Raw genomic sequence first — 21,930 nt, 5'->3', positions numbered from 1 at the left:
CTGCCTGCTTCCATGGCAGAATGACACCATGCAACCCACCCCTTACCAGCGGCCGAACAAACGCGCCGGTGCAGCACTGGCATGCGCCGTCGTGGCCTGTGTCCTGTCAGGGTGTGTTGCCGGGCCTTCCGCAAGCCAACCGGCAATTGGGACCAATGGCGGGCAGACGTCATCGCAGGCCAAGGCAACCGGCGGTGCAACGCAGGAGCCGGCCCAGGCAGCTGGTTCGGCTCCGGGAAGCACCCGTCCCAGCGGAGAACCGCTGGCCGACACGTCCGGTGGGGCGCAAGCGGCTGCGGCGGCCACCGAGACGGTGAAACGCACTGTTACGGACACTCTGACCAAACTGGCAAGCGGAACCCCCAAGCCGGCCACAGCGCAGGTCAGCGAAGCCCTGACGGGTGCAGGTATCGCGCCTGGTGTTCTCCAGGTCTCGCAAAGCCGGACGCCCACCGGACTGGAAGCGGATGCCATCGAAGCGGCCGTGCTGCAGGGGAGGGATTGTGTCATCGGGCAGGTGCGTGAAGGCGCCGTAACCGTCACGGTCCTACCGGTGCTGGCCAGCGGCAAATGTTTCGTGGGGTCCTGATCGCCGAGGCCTGCCGGCTGCAAATGTGAGATCTGCCCGCCAACCCACTAGATTTGAGACCATGGCGGAATTTATCTACACAATGACCAAGGCCCGCAAGGCCGTTGGCGAAAAACTCATCCTTGATGACGTAAGCATGTCCTTCTTCCCGGGCGCCAAGATCGGTGTTGTGGGCCCCAACGGTGCCGGTAAGTCCACCATCCTGAAGATCATGGCCGGCCTGGACACGCCCTCCAACGGTGAGGCCAGGCTCAGCCCCGGCTACAGCGTGGGCATCCTGCTCCAGGAACCGCCCCTGAACGAGGAAAAGACCGTCCTGGGCAACGTCCAGGAAGGCGTGGGCGAGATCTACGGAAAGATCCAGCGCTTCAACGAGATTTCAGAGGAAATGGCCAGCCCCGACGCTGACTATGACACCCTCCTCGAAGAGATGGGCAAGCTGCAGGAAGCCATCGACGCCGCCGATGCGTGGGACCTCGACTCCCAGTTGGAACAGGCCATGGACGCGCTGCGCTGCCCGCCGGCCGACGCCGATGTCACCAACCTTTCCGGTGGTGAACGCCGCCGAGTGGCACTTTGCAAGCTGCTCCTGCAGAAGCCGGACCTGCTGCTCCTCGATGAGCCCACCAACCACCTGGACGCCGAGAGCGTGCTGTGGCTCGAACAGCACCTCTCCAGCTACCCCGGCGCCGTCCTTGCCGTGACCCACGACCGCTACTTCCTGGACCACGTGGCTGAATGGATTGCCGAAGTGGACCGCGGCCACCTGTACCCCTACGAAGGCAACTACTCCACCTACCTGGAGAAGAAGCGCGCCCGCCTGGAAATCCAAGGCAAGAAGGACGCCAAGCAGGCCAAGCGCCTTGCCGAGGAACTCGAGTGGGTCCGCTCCAACGCTAAGGGCCGCCAAACCAAGTCGAAGGCCCGTCTGGCCCGCTACGAGGAGATGGCTGCGGAGGCAGACCGCACCCGCAAGCTTGACTTCGAAGAGATCCAGATTCCGCCGGGACCCCGCCTGGGCGGCCTGGTCCTGGAGGCCAAAAACCTCCAGAAGGGCTTCGAGGACCGGGTCCTGATCGACGGGCTGTCCTTCACCTTGCCCCGCAACGGCATCGTGGGCGTCATTGGCCCCAACGGCGTGGGCAAGACCACCCTCTTCAAGACCATCGTCGGCCTGGAGCCGCTCGACGGCGGCGACCTGAAGATCGGTGATTCGGTCAAGATCTCCTACGCGGACCAGAGCCGCGGCGGCATCGACCCCAACAAAACCCTGTGGGAGGTCGTGTCCGACGGGCTCGACTTCATCCAGGTGGGCAACGTCGAGATGCCGTCCCGCGCCTACGTGGCCGCATTCGGCTTCAAGGGCCCGGACCAGCAGAAGAAGGCCGGTGTCCTCTCCGGCGGTGAACGGAACCGGCTGAACCTCGCGCTTACCCTGAAACAGGGCGGCAACCTGCTGCTGCTTGATGAGCCCACCAACGACCTCGACGTCGAAACCCTAAGCAGCCTGGAAAACGCGCTGCTCGAGTTCCCCGGCTGCGCCGTGGTGGTTTCGCACGATCGCTGGTTCCTGGACCGGGTGGCCACCCACATCCTGGCCTACGAGGGCGACGACGACAACCCCTCCAAGTGGTACTGGTTCGAGGGCAACTTCGAATCCTATGAGGAGAACAAGGTCCAGCGGCTGGGCCCCGACGCAGCCAAGCCGCACCGCGTCACCCACCGGCGCCTCACCCGCGACTAGTCCGCGGGTCCGGCAACGGATGACCAGCGCATAAGAGTAAGGCCGGCACCCGAAGTGAACTGTTCAAGTTGAACAGTTCACCCGGTGCCGGCCTTACCCATTCCCACGGGTAAAAGTGCCGCTGGAGCTGCCGGTAGGTTCTATGCGTCCTTTGGGACGGTGGGAACGCGGACCATGCCCTCCTGGGCAACCGAGGCGACGTGGTGGCCCTCACGGTCGAAAATCTTGCCGGTGGCCAGTCCGCGGGCGCCGTGGGCGCTGGGGGACTCCTGGACGTAAAGCAGCCACTCGTCCACCCGCGCCGGGCGGTGCCACCACATCGCGTGGTCCAGGCTGGCTACGTTCATCCCCGGGGTGGTCCAGTTCAGGCCGTGCCGCCGCAGGATGGATTCGAGAAGGGTGTAGTCGCTGGCGTAGGCCAGGGCGGCGCGGTGCAGGTTGGAGTCGTCCGGCATCGGGCCGAAGGTCTTCATCCACACGGCGTTGCGGGCATCGCGCGGCCCGGATGCGGAAACGTACAGCGGCGGGTCCACGTGCCGGATGTCAAAGGGGCGCTCGTACGCCCAATGCCTGGCCACGGGATGGTCGAACTTCCCCAGCAGGTCAGCTGTGCTGGGCAGTGACTCAGGGTCCGGGATTCCAGCCGGCATGGCGGAGGAGTGGTCGATGCCTTCATCTTCACCCTGAAAGGAGGCAATCATGGACAGGATGGGCACCCCGTCCTGGTAGGCGTGGACGCGCCTGGCGGAGAAGGACCGGCCGTCGCGCAGCCGCTGCACCCCGAAGGTGATGGGTTTGTTGGCGTCGCCGGGCCGCAGGAAGTAGCCGTGCATGGAGTGCACGAACCGCTCCGGATCCACCGTCCTTGTGGCCGCGACCAGCGACTGCGCCAGCACTTGCCCGCCGAACACCCTGTGGTGCGGCTGCCGCTGTGAGGGACCCAGGAAAATGTCCTCATCCGTTCGCGCGCCCTCGAGCTCACCAAGGTCCAGCAGTTCAATCAGCGATGAGGTGGGGTCTCCGCTTGGCGGCGCCAGCAGTCCGGCTTCGGCTTCAGTCATGGTCCGACTCTAGACGGCGCCCGGCGAACCGCTCAACCGGACTGCAGCCGGTAGTGTCTTAGGTGTGTCTGAACTTCTCACCTCGTCCTTCCGTTTCGCCGATCCCCGCGATCTGGCCGACCTGAGGACGTTTGCCACCCGGGCCAAGGCCATCGACGATGCAGGAGCCATCCGCCTGCAGGCCGCCGGCTCCGTCCTTGCCGCATATGTGTGCGCCCTGCGGCCCAGGCTCCTGGGCGAATCGACCCCCACCATCCTGGGCCTGCGCACAATGGCCTTGGCGGAACCGTCCGCGACAGATGTCACCGTTGCGCTGTCATCCGTCCTGGACCGGCTGGCGCGGGTAGGGGATCAGGACGCCGAACTGCCGGTTCCGCCCACCACCGTCACCGAGTCGTGGACCGGGGTAGGGGCGCCCCGGGGCGGGTGGGAGCTGCTGGGATCGCTCAGCGACGCCCGGCTCCGGGCTGCTGCGGAGTCAGGTATTGCCGAAGTTGCGAATATCGTGCCGGACAAGCCTGGCGCCCTCATCGTCAACAACGCACGGGCGTCCGTGTGGGGCAGGGAATTTGACGACGCCGGACTGCCCGCCGGCGCCGCATTCGCAGCCTTCGCGCTGGGCTTCCTTGGCGACGGAGACCAGAAGCTGTACCGCGCCGGCCGCTGGTTCCGGCTTAGCGGTCCCCGAGGCCACGTCCTGGCCCGGACCGGCAGCGGCCTGCTTTAGGCCCCTGCGGCCGTATCTGCTCCGGCGGATACCAGGAGCTCAGGATCCCGAAGGGCTGTTCACCATGGACAGGGCGGCCCGCTCCATGTAGTCCCACAGGGTGCCTTCGTAGAGCGGCGGCAATTCCAGGGCATCCACAGCGGTGCGCATGTGGAACAGCCACCGGTCCTTTGCCTCGGGAGTGACCTTGAAGGGCATGTGCCGCATCCGCAGGCGCGGGTGGCCGCGTTCCTCGCCGTAAGTAGTGGGGCCGCCCCAATACTGCTCCAGGAACATCAGGAACCGGCGCTTGGCAGGGGCCAGGTCCTCTTCCGGGTACATCGGACGCAGCAGCGGATCGGTGGCCACGCCGTCGTAGAAGACGTCGATCAGCTTCACGAAGGTGTCGTGGCCGCCCACGGCATCATAGAAGCTGTCGGTGTACTCCGGCTTGCTGAAGGGATCGTTCTGCATCAGCGGTGGCCGCTGCCCCTGGTCAGGGCGGCGCGGCTCGATGGGAAGCGACATGCTAGTCCCCGGCTTTCTGGTCTGTCTTCTTGGTCTCAACGTGCGCCGAGCCCTGGTCGGTGGTCCCGTCGTCGGATTCGTGCAGCGGGACGTAGCGCCCCTGCGACCGGTTGCCCACTCGCAGGATCTCGCCGTTGCGCAGGTACCAGATGGCGCCGTCGTCCGAGCGGACGCGGGTGATGCGCAGGCCCATGGACTCCACCACGCCCACCACTTCGCTGGTTTCGATCACGTCGCCGATCCCGTACTGGTCCTCAATGGTAATAAAGATGCCGGCCAGGAAGTCCCGGATCAGCTGCTGGGCGCCGAAGCCGATGGCAACACCCAGGATGCCCACGCTGGTGAGCAACGGGGTGATATTGATGTCCAGGTTCTGCAGCACGTACATGCCGGTGATGATCACCACCAGCACGCCCACCACACTGTTCAGGAGCGAACCGATCGTCTCCGCGCGCTGGACCCGCCGTTCGTGGTCCAGGGCACGGAAGGCCGGTGCCGCCCATCTGAAGGTGGGCTTCCTGAAGAAATTGCTTCCCGCCGCGACGCGCTTGGTGATGCGCGAGATGACGAAGGTGGCCGCCAGCCAAACGGCGACGCCGATGCCGAGGCTGATCACGATCCCCGGGATGCTTACGCCGCTTGGCTGGCTGGCGACAGGGGGGAGGAGGGACAACATGCTGACCATGGGTGGAAGTAGCTCCTTGGGGTATTGCTCTGTTCTCTTTCAACCCTAGCGCCGCAGCGTGGAGCAATGCGCATCCAGGCAGCCCGGTCCGGCTCTAGCCCGCCATGGTCTCCGGCCGGTGCTCCACCGGGAAGTTCACGCTCCGGGCGATGAAGCAGACCTGGTTGGCCTCGTGGTGCAGCGACGCGGCCAGTTCGGCCTGCGCGGCGTCGGCCACCGTCACGTGCGGATGCAGGACCACCCGCTCGAACTGGCCGCTGCCGTCCCGGTTCAGCCGCATCAGCCCGGTTGCCTCGTCCCGGTAGTCAGTGACCACCACGCCGTGCTTCACGGCCACATGCAGATAGGAGAGCATGTGGCACTGGGCCAGCGCGGCCAGGAGGAGCTGCTCCGGGTTGTACCGTTCCCGGTCCCCGTGGAACGTGGGGTCGGCGGAGCCCTTCAGGGGCGGCAGGCCCGGAATGAGCACGTCATGGTCGCGCGAGTAGCTCCGGTAGGACGAGGTGCCGTCTCCGCGGTTGCCGGTCCACTGGACTGCCAGGGAGTAGTGGTGTTCGCCGAGGCTCACTGCGGGCTGCCGTCCGTCACCACGTCGGCGGCGCGTGCTCTCAGGGCGCGCGCAACGCCGTCGCGGTTTTCCAGCATCATGCGGCGCAGTGCGGCGCTTTCGGCCGGCAGCGACGCCAAGAAGCCATCGGTCCGGTCGATGGTGGCCTGCGTGGTCAGCAGCGCCGGATAGAGGCCGACGACGATCTGCTGGGCAAGTGCGTGGGTGCGGGTTGCCACGATGCCCGGCACAGCCGCGAAGTACTTTTCGGAGTACGGCTCCAGGAGGGAGCGGTCCAGCACCCGCATGAAGCCGGTCACCGCCGATCCCTGCAGCGCGTTGGACAGTTCGCCCTTGACCACGATGGACTCCCAGGCCGCGGCCTTTGCCTCCGGGGTGGGGATGGCGGCCTTTGCCAGCGCCGCCGCATTCTGTCCGCTGGAGGTGTTGTCCCGCTGCAGTTCAGTGTCGATGCCGTCCTGGCCCATCCCGCCGCCGGCCACCAGCGAGGCCACCAGTTCCCACCGGAGGTCCTGGTCCAGGCTCAGTCCTTCCAAAGCCACCGACCCGTCCAGCAGGCCGGCCACGCGGTCCAGCTGTGACCCGCTGCGCGCCAGGAGGGCGAATGCCTTGACGAACTGCAGCTGTCCGTCGGAGCCTGCCGGAACCTCCGCAGCCAGATCCCACAGCCGGTCCGCGGCCGCCACCGTGGTTGCCTCGCGGTGTTCTTCGGCCACATAGAAATTCAGGGTGGTGGCCAGCTGTCGGAGCTGGACCAGGATCACGGACGAGTCGGTCTCCGCGGCCACGTTGGCCAGGATCAGCTCCACGTACTTCCGGGCCGGAGTCTCGCCGTCCCGGGCGGCGTCCCATGCCGAGTTCCATACCAGGGTCCTGGGCAGGCTTTCGGCGAAGTCCTTCAGGCGGGCGGTGGCGGTGGCCAGCGACTTGGGATCCAGCCGCACCTTGGCGTAGGCGAGGTCGTCGTCGTTGATGAGGATCAGGTCCGGCTGGGCAAGGCCGGCCAGTGCCGGCACCTCAGTACGTTCGCCGTCGACATCCAGCTCCTCGCGGTGCACCCGCTCCAGCTTGCCTGCGCCGTTCAGGTTGTAGAACCCTACGGCCAGGCGGTGCGGGCGGAGCGTGGGCCATTCGGGAACCGCCGACTGCTGGATGGCAAAGGACCTCAGCGTCCCGTCCGGGTCCACGTCCAGCTCGGGGGCCAGGGTGTTGACCCCGGCGGTCTCCAGCCACTGCCGGCCCCAGTCATCCAGGTCGCGTCCGCTGGCCTTCTCCAGTTCCACCAGCAGGTCGCTTAGTTCCGTGTTGTGCCAGGAGTGCTTGGCAAAGTACTCGCGGACACCGGCCATGAACTGTTCCGGCCCCACCCAGGCCACTAGCTGCCGGAGCACCGAGGCGCCCTTGGCGTAGGTGATGCCGTCGAAGTTGACCTCTACGTCCTGCAGGTCGTTGATCTCGGCGAAGATGGGGTGCGTGGTGGGGAGCTGGTCCTGCCGGTAGGCCCAGGACTTCTCCACGGATGCGAACGTGGTCCAGGCACTGGTGAAGGATGTGGCCTCGACGGCGGCGAGGTGGGACATGTATTCGGCGAAGGACTCGTTGAGCCACAGGTCGTTCCACCAGCGCATGGTCACCAGGTCGCCGAACCACATGTGCGCCAGTTCGTGGAGCACGGTGATGGCGCGGCGCTCGATCTGGGCCCCGGTGACCTTGCTGCGGAAAACGTAGCCTTCCAGGATGGTGACCGCCCCGGCGTTCTCCATGGCGCCGGCATTGAACTCCGGAACAAACAACTGGTCGTACTTCTCGAACGGGTACGGGCAGCCGAACTGCGCCTCGAAGAATTCGAAGCCCTGGCGGGTGAGTTCGAAGATGTTGTCCGCGTCCAGGTACTGCATCAGCGACTTACGGGCAAAGACCCCGAGCGGGACCACGCGGCCGTCGGAGCTGGTGACCTCGCTGCGGACGGACTGGTAAGGGCCGGCAATCAGGGCCGTGACGTAGGAGGACAGCCGGGGCGTCGGCGCGAACGTCCACACGGACCTGGCCGAGCCGTCTTCTGCCGGGGCGGCTTCCTCCGGCGAAGGTGTGGGGGAGTTGGAGATGACGTCCCAGTGCGAAGGCGCCGTGACGGTGAAGGCAAACGTGGCCTTCAGGTCCGGCTGCTCGAACACGCTGAACATCCGGCGGGAGTCGGGAACCTCAAACTGCGTGTACAGGTAGACCTCGTTGTCCACCGGGTCCACGAACCGGTGCAGGCCTTCGCCGGTGTTCATGTAGGGCATGTCGGCCACAATGGTCAGCTCGTTGTGCTCCGCCAGGTCCGGCAGCTGGATCCTCACGCCATCCGACACGGTTGCCGGGTCAAGGCTGCGGCCGTTCAGGGTCACGCCGTGCACTGTCCGGGTGACAGCGTCGATGAAACTGGACGATCCCGGTGCCGCCGTGAATTTCACGGTGGTGGTGCTGCCAAAGACCTCGCCGCCGCGGGTCAGGTCAAGGTTGACATCGTAGGACTCGACGGTGATCAGTTCGGCGCGCTCACGGGCTTCGGCGCGCGTCAGGTTCATGCCTGGCAAAGGAGGTCCTCCAGAGAAGTTGCGGCTGCCGGCCGGTGGTCCCGGTTCCGGCACTGTGATGCATTCTTCCATCCCTGCAGTCCTTGGCAAGTTGCGCAGGTCACAGCCGGTTCCCTGCCGGGCCGGACGGTTGGCGGGGCTGCCGCAGGGGTAGCGTTGAATACATGGGAAAGCTGCTGGATTCGGTGGACACCAAGGCGATGCGTTTTGCTGTCGGGTTCCCCGTTGTGCTGGCCGCCGCCTTTGTCTACTGCGCGTTCCTGCTGCGTCCGGACCTCCCGGATCCACTCGCCATCCAGTGGACTGACGACGGCGGTGCAGCCTTCGCGCCGTTCGGCGCCTATGTAGGGGTTGGTGCCGCAGGAATCGTCGTGGCAGGCTGGGCGGTCCTGCTGCAGGCGGTACCCCTTGGCAGGCCGGTCATGATGCGGCGCATCATGATGGGGGCGGGGCTGTTCCTCAGCCTGTTCGTCACCTCGGCCCTTGCCGCCGGGCTGATCGGCCAAACCGGGCTGGCCGACGCCCGGCAGTCGCATGTGGACATGACCGTCCTCGCCCTCGGCAGTGGTGCCGCTGTATCGCTCGGCGTTTCAATGGGCATGGTGTACAAGGCGGACCGGCAATGGTCGCCGGATGACGACCGGGCCCTGCAGGTTGCCATCGCCAGGGAACTGGATCCCGACCTTGCCAGGGACAGCATCCGGCTCTGGGTGCATGCCCGGAGTTCGGTCTTCGTAATGATCGCCATCGCCTCCCTGTTCCCGGCAGCACTGATTGCGGTGGTGGTGCCGTGGCTGGGGATCCTCCTGGTTGTCCTGGCTGTCATCGGGGCCGCGTTCCTCTTTGCCCGCATCAGGGCGGACCGGCGAGGGTTGAAGGTTCTGCTGGCCGGGGTGGTCCCGGTCATGGACGTGCCTGCCGGCGCCATTTCAGATGCCAGCGCCGCGGACGTCAAAGCGGCGGACTATGGCGGGTGGGGCTACCGCCACCACCGCGGAACCGCCGCCATGCTGGTCAGCAGCGGGCCCGCCGTCGTCGTCAGCAAGACCGACGGCCAGCGCGTCGCCGTCAGCGGCGGAAGCCAGGCTTCGGCCGCGCGGCTGGCCGAAGTCCTCACCCGGGTGGCCGCCAGGGCCCGTCGCGGCGGAAGCCCGCCACCTGCCGGCAGACGGCCGGAATCCTGAGGCGCGGCCCGTCCTAGTATCCTTATCGGTGTCGTTCCGGCCTCCACCGGCGCCCCGCCAGCCCCACGAAATGAACGGACTTAGCACGTGACCACTACCCCTGCCTTCCCGCGGGTCCACATCGCCACCGACCACGCAGGAATGGAGCTCAGCGCCCACCTGGTGTCCCACCTGACCGGGAAGGGATATGAGGTGGTGGACCACGGTCCCCAGGTCTACGACGCCCAGGACGACTACCCGTCCTTCTGCATCAACGCCGCCCTTGCCGTGGTGGCAGACCGGGAGGCCGGCATCCACGCCCTTGGCATCGTGCTGGGCGGCTCCGGCAACGGCGAACAGATCGCCGCCAACAAGGTCAGGGGCATCCGCGCCGCCCTCGCCTGGAACCTCTCCACTGCAACCCTGGCCCGCGAGCACAACGACGCCAACGTGGTGGCCCTGGGCGGCCGCCAGCACACGGTGGAAGAAGCCACCGAACTGGTCGAGGCATTCCTGGCCGAACCGTTCAGCAACGATGAGCGCCACATCCGCCGGATCGAAAAAATCGCCGTGTTCGAGGCAACCGGCGAGGTCATCGAGTAGTGCCTGAGGGCCATTCCGTCCGCAGGCTCGCCCGGCAGTTCGGTGACGTCTTCACCGGCGAAGCGTTGGCTGTTTCCAGTCCGCAGGGCCGGTTCAGTGGGGGAGCGGCGCTGCTGGACGGCCGCACCATGGTTGCCGCCGAGGCACACGGCAAGCACCTGTTCCTGCATTTCGACAACTCGCTGGTGCTGCATGTCCACCTGGGCCTGTACGGCGCCTGGAGTTTCGGAGGTGACAGCACCTTCAGCGGCGCCTCGAGCATCGGTGCCCCGCGGCGGGTAGGGGAGCAGGAGGCATTCGCTGACGGGGATAACGACGGCGGCGCACCGTACGCCGGACCGCCGGCACCCGTCGGGGCCGTGCGGGTCAGGCTCGCCGGAAGCCACGGCTGGGCGGACCTTCGCGGTGCCACCACCTGCGAAACCATCACCGCGGCGGAAGCGGACGCGGTACTGGCCCGGCTGGGGCCTGACCCGTTGCGGAACCTGCGCGGGGACGCCGGCAGGTTCGCTGCGAACCTTCGGTCGCGGAAGACCGCGCTGGCGGCGCTGCTCATGGACCAAAAGGTGATTGCCGGCGTCGGGAACGTCTACCGCGCCGAAGTCCTGTTCCGCCGCCGCCTGGACCCGTGGCTGCCCGGAAGCGCACTGGCGGACGGCGACGCCCGCAAGCTCTGGCGCGACATCGTGGCCGTCATGACCGACGGCGTGGCGGACGGGCGGATCATCACCACCCCGCCGAAATATTGGACGCTCGACGGCACCACGGCTGCGAAGGCAGCTGCGGCGGGCGTGCCCGTTCCGGCGAAGAGCGCCAGCTTTCCGCACCGTGACGACGTCCATTTCGTCTACAAGCGGCACGGACTGCCCTGCCGGGTTTGCCGCACCGTCGTGCTGACCGCTGAGCTCGCCGGACGGAACCTCTACTGGTGCCCGTTCTGCCAGCAGCCGCAGGAATAGAAAACAGGAACAGAAAAAGGCCCCTCAGGTGAGGGGCCTTTACCGTTCTGGAGGGGACGACGGGAATCGAACCCGCGTAATCAGTTTGGAAGACTGAGGCTTTACCATTAAGCTACGTCCCCGAAGGAAGATCCGTTTTTCGCGGAAACTCCGGGCTGGCTGTTCAAGCCGGATACAACTAAACCTAATCCATGGCCTACGTGTCAAATGTGCAATCGCGACGCGTATCACCGTAGACTTGCCTGTGCACTTACGGGGTGTAGCTCAGCTTGGCTAGAGCGCCTGCTTTGGGAGCAGGAAGTCGCAGGTTCAAATCCTGTCACCCCGACTCTGCGGCCAGGACCAGTCGGCCTGGACACAATGCGTTGCAGAAACCCATCCCACAACCCAGGAGTACTTAGACCGTGAAGAGCGCTGTCGAGAACCTCACCCCCACGCGGGTCAAGCTCAATGTTGAGGTCCCCTTTGAGGAACTGAAGCCCAGCATCGACTCGGCCTACAAGACTGTTGCCTCGCAGATCCAGGTGCCCGGGTTCCGCAAGGGCAAGGTTCCCGCCAAGCTCATCGACCAGCGCGTCGGCCGTGGCTACGTCCTGGAGACGGCCATCAACGAGGGCCTGAACGGCTGGTACCAGGCTGCCGTGCAGGAGTCCGGCATCCGCCCCCTGAGCCGTCCCGAGGTGGAAATCACCGAGGTGCCCGATCCCTCGGCAACCGACGGCGGCCTGAAGTTCGCCGCAGAGGTGGACGTCCGCCCCGAGATCGAACTCCCGGACTACGCCGGCATCGAGGTTCAGGTTGCTGCTGCGGAATCCTCCGAAGCCGACGTTGACAAGGCCCTTGACGAACTGCGCGGGCGCTTCGGCACCCTGAAGTCCGTTGACCGTCCCGCTGCCGACGGCGACTTCCTCACCATCGACATCACCGCCACCATCGACGGCGAAGAGGTCGACTCCGCTGCCGGCCTGTCCTACCAGGTTGGCGCCGGCACCATGCTCGAGGGCATGGACGAGGCCGTCACCGGGCTCAGCGCAGACGAGGACGCCATCTTCGACACCACCCTGGTGGGCGGCGACCACGCCGGCGAAGCAGCCCAGGTCAAGGTTGTGGTCAAGGCCGTCAAGGAGCGCGAACTGCCCGAGGCGAACGATGACTTCGCCCAGCTCGCCTCCGAGTTCGACACCCTCGCCGAGCTGCGTGAAGACCTTGCCAAGCAGGCTGCCGACTCCAAGGTCGTGGAGCAGGGCGTTGAAGCCCGCGACAAGGTCCTGGACAAGCTGGTGGAACTCGTCGAGGTCCCCGTTCCGGATTCCGTCGTCGAAGAGCAGCTCGAAGCACACTTCCAGGAGGGCAACGGCCACGGAGACGGCGAGCACGACACCGAGGAGCACCGCGAAGAGGTCCGCGCCAACACGGCCCGCGCCTTCCAGAACGAAATCATCCTCGACGCCATCGCGGAGAAGGAAGAAGTCAACGTCAGCCAGAACGAGCTGATCGACTACATCGTCACTACCGCCAGCCAGTACGGCATGGACCCCAACCAGTTCGCCCAGATCATCGATCAGAGCGGCCAGGTTCCCATGATGGTTTCCGAGGTCCGCCGCCGTAAGGCGCTGGCCGTCGTCCTGGGCCAGGCCACGGTGACCGACACCGAGGGCAAGGCAGTGGACCTGAGCGACTTCGTCCGCCCCGGCGGCGAGGAGGCTCCCGCAGCCGACGCTGACGCCACCGAAGCTGACGCCGCTGAGACCGAGGTTGTCGAAGCCGAGGACGCTGCCGCAGAGGCCAAGGCCTAGTCCTCACCGACCCGCAGCACGGCCCCTGGATCACTCCGATCCGGGGGCCGTTCGCGTTGAAGCTGTAACAACACACCGCCGATTCGACGATCGTGCGCCGTCAGCGAACAGCCGTCAGTGCGCGAACAAAACACCGGCGAAACCGGTTAGTGTCCAAGTAGTGATTTTCAGTGATGTCACCGTCACCAGTGAGAGGTAAGTAAACATGTCACAGCACTCAGAGGCCCCCCGGATGGCGACCGTCGATCCTGCAGCCCAGGACAACTACATTTACAACCGCCTTCTCAAGGAGCGGATCATCTGGCTGGGCTCGGAGGTGCGTGACGACAACGCCAACGCGATCTGCTCGCAGCTGCTCCTGCTCTCGGCCGAGAACCCGGAAAAGGACATCTACCTCTACATCAACTCGCCCGGCGGCTCCGTCACGGCAGGCATGGCTATCTACGACACCATGCAGTTCATCCCCAACGACGTCGTCACCGTCGCCACCGGCCTTGCCGCTTCCATGGGCCAGTTCCTGCTTTCCTCGGGCACCAAGGGCAAGCGCTACGCCACCCCCAACGCCCGCGTGCTGATGCACCAGCCTTCCGGCGGCATCGGCGGTACCGCGTCCGACATCAAAATCCAGGCCGAACTCATCCTGCACATGAAGAAGGTCATGGCGGAACTGACCGCTGAACAGACCGGCCAGACCGTGGAAACCATCCTCAAGGACAACGACCGCGACAAGTGGTTCACTGCCGCAGAGGCACTCGAATATGGTTTCTTCGACAAGATCGCCGCGCACGCCGGCTCCGTGTCCGGCGGCGGTGGAACATCCAACGGTTCCTCCGGCGAATCCGACTCCCAGAGCTAACCGGCATCCAGAACCCCTTCGATCAGGAGCAAACACAATGAACTACAACTTCGGGTGGTCAGCCGGCAATCTTCCGTCCAGCCGCTACGTACTGCCGCAGTTCGAGGAACGCACCCCTTACGGCTTCAAGCGCCAGGACCCATACACCAAGCTCTTCGAGGACCGCATCATCTTCCTCGGCGTACAGGTGGACGACGCTTCCGCTGACGACATCATGGCGCAGCTGCTGGTCCTCGAGTCCACGGACCCGGACCGCGACATCACCATCTACATCAACTCGCCCGGTGGATCGTTCACGGCCATGACGGCCATCTACGACACCATGCAGTACATCCGTCCCGAGATCCAGACCGTTTGCCTGGGCCAGGCCGCCAGCGCGGCTGCGGTCCTGCTGGCGGCCGGTACCCCCGGCAAGCGGCTTGCCCTGCCCAATGCCCGCGTCCTGATCCACCAGCCGGCACTGTCCGGCGGCCAGGGCGGCCAGGCCTCCGACCTGGAGATCCAGGCGGCAGAGGTCATGCGCATGCGCTCCTGGCTCGAGGACACCTTGGCGCAGCACTCCGGCCGCACGTCGGAGCAGGTCAACAACGACATCGAGCGCGACAAGATCCTCACCGCGGATGAGGCCCAGGCATACGGCCTCATCGACCAGGTGCTTGATTCACGCAAGATCAAGCCTCAGGCAATCACGAGGTAGTAGTACGGAAAGCCGGTGCGGCCCTGTTCATTTGGCCGCACCGGCCTTTTCTTTCCACCCTTGGGGCCGAATGTGACCTAGAGTGGATGGTGTCACAATCCGGTCCGCGCTGGTCCGGAAGATTTCAGCAACGGTGCAGGGCTGCCTGGCAGCGGGATACTAAGGGGTTCACATATGGCTCGGATTGGCGAGAGCACGGATCTGCTGAAGTGCTCTTTCTGTGGAAAGAGCCAGAAGCAGGTGCGCAAGCTCATTGCCGGGCCCGGTGTTTACATCTGCGATGAATGCATCGAGTTGTGCAACGAAATCATCGAAGAGGAGCTGGCCGAGGTGGCCGACCTGGGCAGCTTCGAATTGCCCAAGCCTCGTGAAATCTTCGACTTCCTCCAGGAATACGTCATCGGCCAGGAGCCTGCCAAGCGCTCCCTCGCCGTCGCGGTTTATAACCACTACAAGCGCATCCAGGCAGGTCATGCGCCAAAGTCCGGGAGCCTGGGGGAGGGCGGGCACCACGACGACGTCGAAATCGCCAAATCCAACATCCTCCTCATCGGCCCCACCGGCTGCGGTAAGACCTACCTCGCCCAAACCCTTGCCCGGCGCCTGAACGTTCCCTTCGCCGTAGCGGATGCCACCGCCCTCACCGAGGCCGGCTACGTGGGTGAGGATGTGGAGAACATCCTCCTCAAACTCATCCAGGCCGCGGACTACGACGTCAAGAAGGCCGAACAGGGCATCATCTACATCGACGAGATCGACAAGATTTCGCGCAAGAGCGAAAACCCCTCCATTACCCGTGACGTTTCCGGCGAGGGTGTGCAGCAGGCGCTCCTGAAGATCCTGGAGGGCACCGTGGCCTCCGTTCCGCCGCAGGGCGGACGCAAGCACCCGCACCAGGAATTCATCCAGATCGACACCACCAACGTCCTGTTCATCGTCGCCGGAGCCTTCGCAGGCCTGGAGGAAATCATCGGGTCCCGCTCCGGCCGCAAGGGCATCGGTTTTGGGGCACCTCTGAATGAGGCCAGCAAGAAGGTTGATTCCTACGGCGAGGTCATGCCGGAGGACCTGCTGAAATTCGGGCTGATCCCCGAATTCATCGGCAGGCTCCCCGTGATCACCACGGTGTCCAACCTGGACCGGGACGCCCTGATCCAGATCCTTTCCACGCCCAAGAACGCCTTGGTGAAGCAGTACCAGAAGATGTTCCAGATCGATGGCGTGGAACTGGTCTTTGATGACACCGCCCTGGAAGCCATCGCGGACCAGGCCCTGGAGCGCGGCACCGGTGCCCGCGGCCTGCGCGCCATTCTCGAAGAGGTCCTGCTTCCCGTGATGTTCGATCTTCCCAGCCGCGAGGACGTTGCCAGCGTAGTGATCACCGAAGACGTGGTCCTCCGGGGAGCCGAACCCACCATGATTCCGCACGTGGCCAAGCGCCGTAAGTCTGCCTGACCGAGAGGACCTTTGTGACTTCGCCTGCCAAGAACAAAGCCGATTTCTGGTTCGACCCCCTGTGCCCGTTCGCCTGGGTCACCTCCCGCTGGATCGGTGAGGTGGAAAGCGTCCGCGACATCGAGACCGAGTGGCACGTGATGAGCCTTGCCGTCCTGAATGAGGGACGCGACCTGGACCCCGGTTACCGCGAGTCCATGGACAACGCCTGGGGCATGGTCCGGGTGATCATCGCCGCCAGGGAAGAACACGGGCCGCTGTTCATCAAACCGCTCTATGATGCCATGGGCAGCCTGATCCACAACCAGGGGATGAAGGACCGGGCGGCGGTCATCACCAAGGCGCTTGCTGAGTGCGGCCTTCCGGCCTCGCTGGCCGATGCCGCCAACACCGACGCCTACGACCAGCAGCTGCGGGCCAGCCATGAGGAAGGCATTTCGCTCGTGGGCCAGGATGTCGGCACCCCTGTGGTGGCCTTCAATGGAACCGCCTTTTTTGGTCCCGTCCTGACCCGCGTTCCGCGGGGTGAGGAAGCCGGACGCATCTGGGACGCCACCACGACGATTGCGGCTTACCCGCACTTCTTCGAGCTGAAGCGCAGCCGCACCGAAAGCCCCGAATTCGACTGACCGGCGGCCGCCCGGCCACCAAAACCGGAAAGCCAAGGGCCCCGGGAAAACTACCGAAATGTAGTTTTCCCGGGGCCCTTGCACGTGGTCCTGGGCGGGAGAACAATTGTTCATACCACTTCGAAAGAAGGGGACGCAGGAGCCAAAGATTCAGTGATATGCAGTTTACGCAGCCATCGGCAAAGTCGCTGCAAGCTACCAGTGACGGGGTAGTAAGACCTGAAGATCAGCGGATCCTGCCAGACCATCAGATCACGTCACCGGATGGCCGAAACAGTCGAAGCCCCACCAACGGCAAAACGCTGATGGGGCTTCCCCTGTGTCCGGAAACGTCCGGGAATCAGGCCTTGGCAGGCTCGTCGCTCGGTGCAAGGGCAACGTCGGTCACTGCAAGGTCGCCGTCACCCACCGCCAAAGTGATCTCACGGGCGTTTGACGCCGCTTTCAGATCAGCCAGCCCGGCCTGCAGCTGTGCCGTCAGCGCCTCAGGGGCGGTGATGGTTGCGGACAGCACTTCGGTGCGCTGCTTGACCTTGGCCTCCGACTTGGCCTTGCGTACACCGCTGAGGGCCACGCCAACCGTTGCCAGCATGGTGGTGTCCCCGCCGGGGATCTCCAGCGCAGCCGGCCATTCGGCGAGGTGCACGGAGCCATTGCGCCACCAGCTCCACACTTCCTCCGTGGCGAACGGGAGGAACGGGGCGAAGAGCCGCAGCAGGGTGTCCAGGGTGGTGGCCAAGGCAGCCAGCACGGATGCCTGCTCAGCTTCGCCGGCGGCTCCGTAGGCGCGGTCCTTGATCAGCTCGACGTAATCGTCCGTGAACTGCCAGAAGAAGGACTCCGTGAGCTGCAGGGCGCGTGCGTAATCGTAGTTGTCGAACGCCTTGGTGGACTGTGCCACGACGTCGGCAAGCTGGGCCAGCAGTGCCCGGTCCAAGGGATTCGTCAGGACGCCGAGGTCTCCGGTGAGTACGGAGTTTTCTGTGGCGCCGAGGTTCAGCACGAACTTGGAGGCGTTCAGCAGCTTGATGGCCAGGCGGCGGCCGATCTTCATCTGCGCGATCTCATAAGCGGTGTCCGCACCCAGCCGAGCGGACGCAGCCCAGTAGCGCACAGCATCGGAGCCGTATTCGTTCAGGACATCGGTAGGGACTACCACGTTGCCCTTGGACTTGGACATCTTTTTACGGTCCGGGTCCAGAATCCAGCCGGAAATGGCCGCATGCTTCCAGGGCGCGCACTTCTGGAGCGCGTCGGCGCGGACCACGGAGGAGAACAGCCAGGTACGGATGATGTCGTGGCCCTGCGGGCGGAGATCGAACGGGAAGACCTTGGCGAACAGGTCCTCGTCCCGGCTCCAGCCGCCCACAATCTGCGGGGTCAGCGAAGACGTTGCCCACGTGTCCAGGACGTCGGCGTCGCCCGTGAAGCCGTTGGGCTGGTCGCGCTGTGACTCGTCGAAGCCCGGGGCGGCGTCGGCCGCGGGGTCCACGGGCAGCAGCTCGTCCGAGGGCAGGATGGGGTTGTCGTAGTCAGGGTTGCCCTGTGCATCGAGCGGGTACCAGACCGGGATGGGCACGCCGAAGAACCGCTGGCGGGAAACCAGCCAGTCACCGTTCAGGCCGGCGATCCAGTTCTCGTAGCGGGAGCGCATGAAGGACGGGTGGAAGTCGATTTCCTTGCCCCGGCCGATGAGGCGTTCGCGGCGGTCCTCGTCGCGGCCGCCGTTGCGGATGTACCACTGGCGGGAGGTAACCACTTCCAGGGGCTTGTCGCCCTTCTCGAAGAAGTTCACCGGGTGGGTGATCTTCTTCGGTTCGCCGTCCAGCAGGTCCGCTTCCTTGAGCAGTTCCACCACGGCTTCCTTGGCAGAGAAGGCAGTCTTGCCGGCGATGGCCGCGTAGGCCTGCTTACCGGCTTCGCTGGTGATCCAGTCCGGTGTTTCGGCGATGATGCGGCCGTCACGGCCCATGATGGGGCGCGTGGGAAGCTGCAGCTCACGCCACCAGGTGACGTCGGTCAGGTCGCCGAAGGTGCACACCATCGCAATGCCGGACCCCTTGTCCGCCTTGGCCAGCGGGTGGGCCTTGACCTCGAGCTCAACGCCGAAGAGCGGGGACTTTACCGTCTTGCCGAACAGCGGCTGGTACCGCTCGTCTTCGGGGTTTGCCACCAGGGCGGCGCAGGCAGCGAGCAGCTCCGGGCGGGTGGTTTCGATGAAGACCTTGTGGCCGTCTTCGGTGAAGAAGGGGTACCGGTAGTAGGCGCCGGGGACGTCGCGGTCCTCCAGCTCGGCCTGCGCTACGGCGGTGCGGAAGGTGACGTCCCACAATGTGGGCGCTTCGGCCATGTAGGCGTCGCCGGCGGCCAGGTTGGCCAGGAAGGCGCGCTGGGACACTGCCCGGGAGGTGTCATCGATAGTGCGGTAGGTCAGGTCCCAGTCCACGGAGAGGCCCAGGGTCTGGAACAGGTTTTCGAAGACTTTCTCGTCCTCGACAGCCAGTTCTTCGCACAGTTCGATGAAGTTCTGGCGTGACACAACGTCGAAGTCGCGCTGGTTCTTTGCGGGCTGGGCCGGCGGACGGTAATCGGCGTTGTAGGGGATGGCGGGATCGCAGCGGACGCCGTAGTAGTTCTGGACGCGGCGTTCGGTCGGCAGGCCGTTGTCGTCCCAGCCCATCGGGTAAAAGACGTTCTTGCCGGTCATGCGCATGTAGCGGGCCTGGACGTCCGTTTGGGTGAAGGAGAACATGTGCCCCACATGCAGGGATCCCGACGCGGTGGGCGGGGGAGTGTCGATCGAGTAGACCTGCTCCCGGGTGGTATCGGGGTTGAACTTGTAGGTTCCCTCGGCAAGCCAGCGCTGGGTGAGCGCACTTTCGAGGCCTTCGAGGGCCGGCTTGTCCGGAACGTTGATGGGGGCGGTGGTGGGCGTGTCTGTACCCTGCGTGTCTTCAGCCATTGGGCAATTCTTTCATGCCCGCTTGCATCCCACCCAACCCGGTGGACCCGCCTGCGTTCGGGCGCGGGTAGCATGCGCCATATGGGAGATATCCAAGGCACCTTCAGAGTGAAGCGCATCTATGAGCCGCCGGCGGACGACGACGGCTTCCGGGTGCTGGTGGACCGGCTCTGGCCCCGTGGGATGCCCAAGGAAGGTGCCGCCGTCGACCTTTGGCTCAAGGACGTGGCGCCCTCCACAGAGCTGCGCAAGGAGTTCAACCACCGCCCCGAGCGGTTCGCCGAATTCACCGACCACTACCGGCTGGAACTGGACTCCAACCCGGCAGTGGAGGCCCTGCTGGAGCTGGCCGCCGGCCACCCCCGGGTCACACTCCTTTACGCCGCCCGCAACACGGAGGAAAACAATGCCCGGGTCCTGCTTGAGTACCTCCAGGGACGTCCGGCCGGCTGATCCCGCTAGGGTGGTGCCATGACGAAGGACTTGCAGAAAAAGGCAGCACTGGTAACCGGCGCGAGCAGCGGAATCGGGGAGGCGGCAGTGCGTGCGCTGCGCGCCGACGGATGGACGGTCTTCGCCGTGGCACGCCGCGCCGAACGCCTGGCGGCCTTGGAAAGCGAAACCGGTGCCATCGCGATTCCGGCAGACATTGCAGAGGACGACGACGTGTCCCGGCTCCTCGCGCAGGTCACCGACGCAGGCGGCATCGACACGCTGGTCAACATCGCCGGCGGCGCCCGCGGCGCCGACAAGGTTGGCGATGCCAGCACAGCCGACTGGGAGTGGATGTACCGTGTCAACGTACTGGGGACCATGAAGCTCACCCGGGCCTTCCTGCCGATGCTGAGGGCCACCGGTGAAGGAACGGTGTTGAACCTGACCTCCACCGCGGGCCTGGACGCGTACGAGGGCGGCGGTGGCTACAACGCCGCCAAGTTCGGCCAGCACGCCCTGACCAACGCGCTGCGGTTGGAGGAAGCCGAGCACAACCTGCGTGTCATCGAGGTGGCACCGGGCCTGGTGCAGACCGAGGAGTTCGCCCTGAACCGCCTGGGAGACCCGCAGGCCGCCGGCAAGGTCTACCAGGGCGTGGAGAAGCCGTTGACGGCGGAGGATGTGGCCGACGTGGTCCGCTACGCCGTCAACGTCCCGCACCACGTCAACCTGGACCAGATCGTCATCCGGCCGGTGGCGCAGGCCGCCAACTACAAGCTCATCCGGAAGGGCTGAGCGGGGCAGACAAAGCTAGGGAACCTGGATATGCAGGGTTGCCACCACCGCCGCGTGGTCCGTGTCGGCAACCCGGTGGACGGAGTATCCCGAGCCCCTGATGTCCGGGCTGGTCACCAGGTGGTCGAGCGTAATTCCGGGCAGGCGGAAGCCGCGCATCGGCCAGGTGGGCACCAGCCTGCTTCCCAGCGAGCCGGCAACGTCCACCAGCGGCCGGCCAGCGCCCTGTCCGGCCAGCAGGGCCCGGAACTCCCGGTGGTCGAAGGTGGCGTTGAAGTCGCCCGCCAGCAGCAGGGGCCGGGAACCGTTGTCCGACCCGGCCACCGTGGCCAGGTCGCTGCGCCACTGATGGAGGCCGTTGCCTACCGGTGCCAGGGTATGGACGGCCACCACCTGCAGGCTCCCGGCGCCGATGTTAAGCCGGGCAACCGACATGGTGAACTGGGTGCCGGGGAGCACGCCGGCATCCTCAAGGTTGTACGAGGAGTAGATGGCAGTGCCGCCGGCGCCATCCCTGGCATGGGCGACCCGATGGGGAAGCAGCCCGTCCAGCCCTTCCGCCATAAGCCTTCGCGCCAATTGGGGTGTGTACTCCTCGATGGCCAGCAGTTGCACGCGTTCTTGACGGACCAGGGCCACGATTCCGGCGGCGTCCGCACCGCCCAACTCCGCGTTGATGCTCATGGCAACCAGGGATGCCCGGGCCCCGGCAGCCTCGGCAGCAGGTTCCCGGACGTCCAGCGGGAACAGCCAGAACAACTGGCAACCCAGCAAAGCCGCGGCCACCGCCTGCTGCCATCGCCTCCGTCCCAGGAAAGCAAGAAGCAGGGCCGCGGCAGCCGGCACCGCGAACCAGGGCGTAAACGCAACGAGCTGGACCGCCGGCAGGGGCCAATCGGCAGGGACGGCGCGGATGACTGACACCGCCCCTACCGGCAGGGCGACCGGAATGAACAGCCATCTGCAGGCCGTGGTTGCACGCCGACCCCACGCGGGGCGGCCGGAAGCTGCCATGAGGCGAGTCTAGGCAATGCGCGGGTCTGCGTCAGCCCCGGGAGGGCACACTGGTCGATTGGAGCGGTACTCATTCGGAAGGGCGGCATGGACCTGACCTGTGGGG

Annotated in this window: 20 protein-coding genes and 2 tRNA genes; 14 read left to right on the top strand and 8 right to left on the bottom strand. The window is 65.5% G+C overall.

The annotated features are described in order from the left end of the window. Window positions 1-28 precede the first annotated feature (28 nt). Entirely contained in the window at window positions 29-589 is a 561-nt protein-coding gene (locus ACIGJD_RS11545; protein ID WP_483686317.1) for a DUF6993 domain-containing protein, read from the top strand. A gap of 61 nt (window positions 590-650) precedes the next feature. Next, the gene (ettA, locus tag ACIGJD_RS11540; protein WP_483686316.1) at window positions 651-2,333 is read left to right on the top strand and encodes an energy-dependent translational throttle protein EttA; all 1,683 of its coding nucleotides are present in this window, start codon (window positions 651-653) and stop codon (window positions 2,331-2,333) included. 140 nt (window positions 2,334-2,473) lie between these two features. On the opposite strand, the gene ACIGJD_RS11535 is transcribed toward ettA, so the two are convergent. Beyond that, window positions 2,474-3,394 (bottom strand): acyl-CoA thioesterase, encoded by a 921-nt coding sequence (locus ACIGJD_RS11535; protein WP_483686315.1) that lies wholly within the window; start codon window positions 3,392-3,394, stop codon window positions 2,474-2,476. A gap of 64 nt (window positions 3,395-3,458) precedes the next feature. On the opposite strand from ACIGJD_RS11535, the gene ACIGJD_RS11530 reads away from it, so the two are divergent. Then, entirely contained in the window at window positions 3,459-4,121 is a 663-nt protein-coding gene (locus tag ACIGJD_RS11530) for a DUF8185 domain-containing protein (RefSeq protein WP_483686314.1), read from the top strand. 39 nt (window positions 4,122-4,160) lie between these two features. On the opposite strand, the gene ACIGJD_RS11525 is transcribed toward ACIGJD_RS11530, so the two are convergent. The 4 genes from ACIGJD_RS11525 to pepN form a co-directional block, all read right to left on the bottom strand. After that, complete coding sequence (locus ACIGJD_RS11525; RefSeq protein ID WP_142133610.1) at window positions 4,161-4,628, bottom strand: globin; 468 nt, start codon at window positions 4,626-4,628, stop codon at window positions 4,161-4,163. A gap of 1 nt (window position 4,629) precedes the next feature. Next, the gene (locus ACIGJD_RS11520) at window positions 4,630-5,313 is read right to left on the bottom strand and encodes a mechanosensitive ion channel family protein (protein ID WP_483686313.1); all 684 of its coding nucleotides are present in this window, start codon (window positions 5,311-5,313) and stop codon (window positions 4,630-4,632) included. Between the two features lie 94 nt (window positions 5,314-5,407). After that, window positions 5,408-5,881, bottom strand: a complete 474-nt coding sequence (locus ACIGJD_RS11515; protein WP_483686312.1) for an OsmC family protein — start codon at window positions 5,879-5,881, stop codon at window positions 5,408-5,410. Beyond that, complete coding sequence (gene pepN, locus ACIGJD_RS11510) at window positions 5,878-8,451, bottom strand: aminopeptidase N (RefSeq protein WP_483686311.1); 2,574 nt, start codon at window positions 8,449-8,451, stop codon at window positions 5,878-5,880. The genes ACIGJD_RS11515 and pepN overlap by 4 nt, the downstream gene beginning before the upstream one ends. A gap of 173 nt (window positions 8,452-8,624) precedes the next feature. Here pepN and ACIGJD_RS11505 point away from each other — a divergent pair, with 173 nt between their 5' ends. The 3 genes from ACIGJD_RS11505 to ACIGJD_RS11495 all read left to right on the top strand — a co-directional run bounded on the left by ACIGJD_RS11505 (window position 8,625) and on the right by ACIGJD_RS11495 (window position 11,185). Further along, window positions 8,625-9,644 carry a hypothetical protein gene (locus ACIGJD_RS11505; protein WP_483686310.1) on the top strand — a complete coding sequence of 340 codons (1,020 nt, stop codon included), beginning with the start codon at window positions 8,625-8,627 and terminating at the stop codon, window positions 9,642-9,644. Window positions 9,645-9,731: 87 nt separating this feature from the next. Then, window positions 9,732-10,226 (top strand): ribose-5-phosphate isomerase, encoded by a 495-nt coding sequence (locus ACIGJD_RS11500; RefSeq protein WP_286397517.1) that lies wholly within the window; start codon window positions 9,732-9,734, stop codon window positions 10,224-10,226. Beyond that, entirely contained in the window at window positions 10,226-11,185 is a 960-nt protein-coding gene (locus tag ACIGJD_RS11495; RefSeq protein WP_483686309.1) for an Fpg/Nei family DNA glycosylase, read from the top strand. Before ACIGJD_RS11500 ends, ACIGJD_RS11495 begins: the two co-directional genes overlap by 1 nt. A gap of 48 nt (window positions 11,186-11,233) precedes the next feature. On the opposite strand, the gene ACIGJD_RS11490 is transcribed toward ACIGJD_RS11495, so the two are convergent. Continuing rightward, a tRNA-Gly gene (locus ACIGJD_RS11490) sits at window positions 11,234-11,307 on the bottom strand. Between the two features lie 131 nt (window positions 11,308-11,438). Between ACIGJD_RS11490 and ACIGJD_RS11485 the strand changes: the two genes are divergently transcribed. From ACIGJD_RS11485 to ACIGJD_RS11460, 6 genes are all read left to right on the top strand, one after another. Then, a tRNA-Pro gene (locus tag ACIGJD_RS11485) sits at window positions 11,439-11,513 on the top strand. Window positions 11,514-11,589: 76 nt separating this feature from the next. Beyond that, window positions 11,590-12,981 carry a trigger factor gene (gene tig / locus ACIGJD_RS11480; protein ID WP_483686308.1) on the top strand — a complete coding sequence of 464 codons (1,392 nt, stop codon included), beginning with the start codon at window positions 11,590-11,592 and terminating at the stop codon, window positions 12,979-12,981. Between the two features lie 232 nt (window positions 12,982-13,213). Further along, complete coding sequence (locus tag ACIGJD_RS11475) at window positions 13,214-13,837, top strand: ATP-dependent Clp protease proteolytic subunit (protein ID WP_286404440.1); 624 nt, start codon at window positions 13,214-13,216, stop codon at window positions 13,835-13,837. 37 nt (window positions 13,838-13,874) lie between these two features. Beyond that, a complete protein-coding gene (locus tag ACIGJD_RS11470; RefSeq protein ID WP_142133618.1) occupies window positions 13,875-14,534 on the top strand; it encodes an ATP-dependent Clp protease proteolytic subunit in 660 nt (219 codons plus the stop codon). A gap of 174 nt (window positions 14,535-14,708) precedes the next feature. Continuing rightward, window positions 14,709-15,989 (top strand): ATP-dependent Clp protease ATP-binding subunit ClpX, encoded by a 1,281-nt coding sequence (clpX, locus tag ACIGJD_RS11465; RefSeq protein WP_142133619.1) that lies wholly within the window; start codon window positions 14,709-14,711, stop codon window positions 15,987-15,989. A gap of 14 nt (window positions 15,990-16,003) precedes the next feature. Then, the gene (locus ACIGJD_RS11460; RefSeq protein ID WP_483686307.1) at window positions 16,004-16,618 is read left to right on the top strand and encodes a mycothiol-dependent nitroreductase Rv2466c family protein; all 615 of its coding nucleotides are present in this window, start codon (window positions 16,004-16,006) and stop codon (window positions 16,616-16,618) included. Between the two features lie 340 nt (window positions 16,619-16,958). On the opposite strand, the gene valS is transcribed toward ACIGJD_RS11460, so the two are convergent. Next, on the bottom strand, window positions 16,959-19,580 hold the full coding sequence (valS, locus tag ACIGJD_RS11455; protein ID WP_483686306.1) for a valine--tRNA ligase: 2,622 nt from the start codon (window positions 19,578-19,580) through the stop codon (window positions 16,959-16,961). Window positions 19,581-19,661: 81 nt separating this feature from the next. On the opposite strand from valS, the gene ACIGJD_RS11450 reads away from it, so the two are divergent. Continuing rightward, a complete protein-coding gene (locus ACIGJD_RS11450; protein WP_483686305.1) occupies window positions 19,662-20,033 on the top strand; it encodes a DUF488 domain-containing protein in 372 nt (123 codons plus the stop codon). Between the two features lie 18 nt (window positions 20,034-20,051). After that, complete coding sequence (locus tag ACIGJD_RS11445; protein WP_483686304.1) at window positions 20,052-20,810, top strand: SDR family oxidoreductase; 759 nt, start codon at window positions 20,052-20,054, stop codon at window positions 20,808-20,810. Between the two features lie 15 nt (window positions 20,811-20,825). On the opposite strand, the gene ACIGJD_RS11440 is transcribed toward ACIGJD_RS11445, so the two are convergent. Beyond that, window positions 20,826-21,824, bottom strand: coding sequence for an endonuclease/exonuclease/phosphatase family protein (locus ACIGJD_RS11440; RefSeq protein WP_483686303.1), 999 nt, complete (start codon window positions 21,822-21,824; stop codon window positions 20,826-20,828). Between the last annotated feature and the right edge of the window lie 106 nt (window positions 21,825-21,930).

It is taken from the genome of Arthrobacter sp. E1SS-5, from assembly GCF_057073715.1.
Note: the sequence above shows the minus strand (reverse complement) of the source record. Positions and strands in the feature narration are given on the sequence as shown.

Coding starts and splice junctions, on each gene's coding strand:
- ACIGJD_RS11545 (WP_483686317.1), top strand. CDS start 29: ATGCAACCCACCCCTTACCAGCGGCCGAACAAACGCGCCGGTGCAGCA.
- ettA (WP_483686316.1), top strand. CDS start 651: ATGGCGGAATTTATCTACACAATGACCAAGGCCCGCAAGGCCGTTGGC.
- ACIGJD_RS11535 (WP_483686315.1), bottom strand. CDS start 3,394: ATGACTGAAGCCGAAGCCGGACTGCTGGCGCCGCCAAGCGGAGACCCC.
- ACIGJD_RS11525 (WP_142133610.1), bottom strand. CDS start 4,628: ATGTCGCTTCCCATCGAGCCGCGCCGCCCTGACCAGGGGCAGCGGCCA.
- ACIGJD_RS11520 (WP_483686313.1), bottom strand. CDS start 5,313: ATGGTCAGCATGTTGTCCCTCCTCCCCCCTGTCGCCAGCCAGCCAAGC.
- pepN (WP_483686311.1), bottom strand. CDS start 8,451: ATGAACCTGACGCGCGCCGAAGCCCGTGAGCGCGCCGAACTGATCACC.
- ACIGJD_RS11505 (WP_483686310.1), top strand. CDS start 8,625: ATGGGAAAGCTGCTGGATTCGGTGGACACCAAGGCGATGCGTTTTGCT.
- ACIGJD_RS11475 (WP_286404440.1), top strand. CDS start 13,214: ATGGCGACCGTCGATCCTGCAGCCCAGGACAACTACATTTACAACCGC.
- ACIGJD_RS11470 (WP_142133618.1), top strand. CDS start 13,875: ATGAACTACAACTTCGGGTGGTCAGCCGGCAATCTTCCGTCCAGCCGC.
- clpX (WP_142133619.1), top strand. CDS start 14,709: ATGGCTCGGATTGGCGAGAGCACGGATCTGCTGAAGTGCTCTTTCTGT.
- valS (WP_483686306.1), bottom strand. CDS start 19,580: ATGGCTGAAGACACGCAGGGTACAGACACGCCCACCACCGCCCCCATC.
- ACIGJD_RS11450 (WP_483686305.1), top strand. CDS start 19,662: ATGGGAGATATCCAAGGCACCTTCAGAGTGAAGCGCATCTATGAGCCG.
- ACIGJD_RS11445 (WP_483686304.1), top strand. CDS start 20,052: ATGACGAAGGACTTGCAGAAAAAGGCAGCACTGGTAACCGGCGCGAGC.
- ACIGJD_RS11440 (WP_483686303.1), bottom strand. CDS start 21,824: ATGGCAGCTTCCGGCCGCCCCGCGTGGGGTCGGCGTGCAACCACGGCC.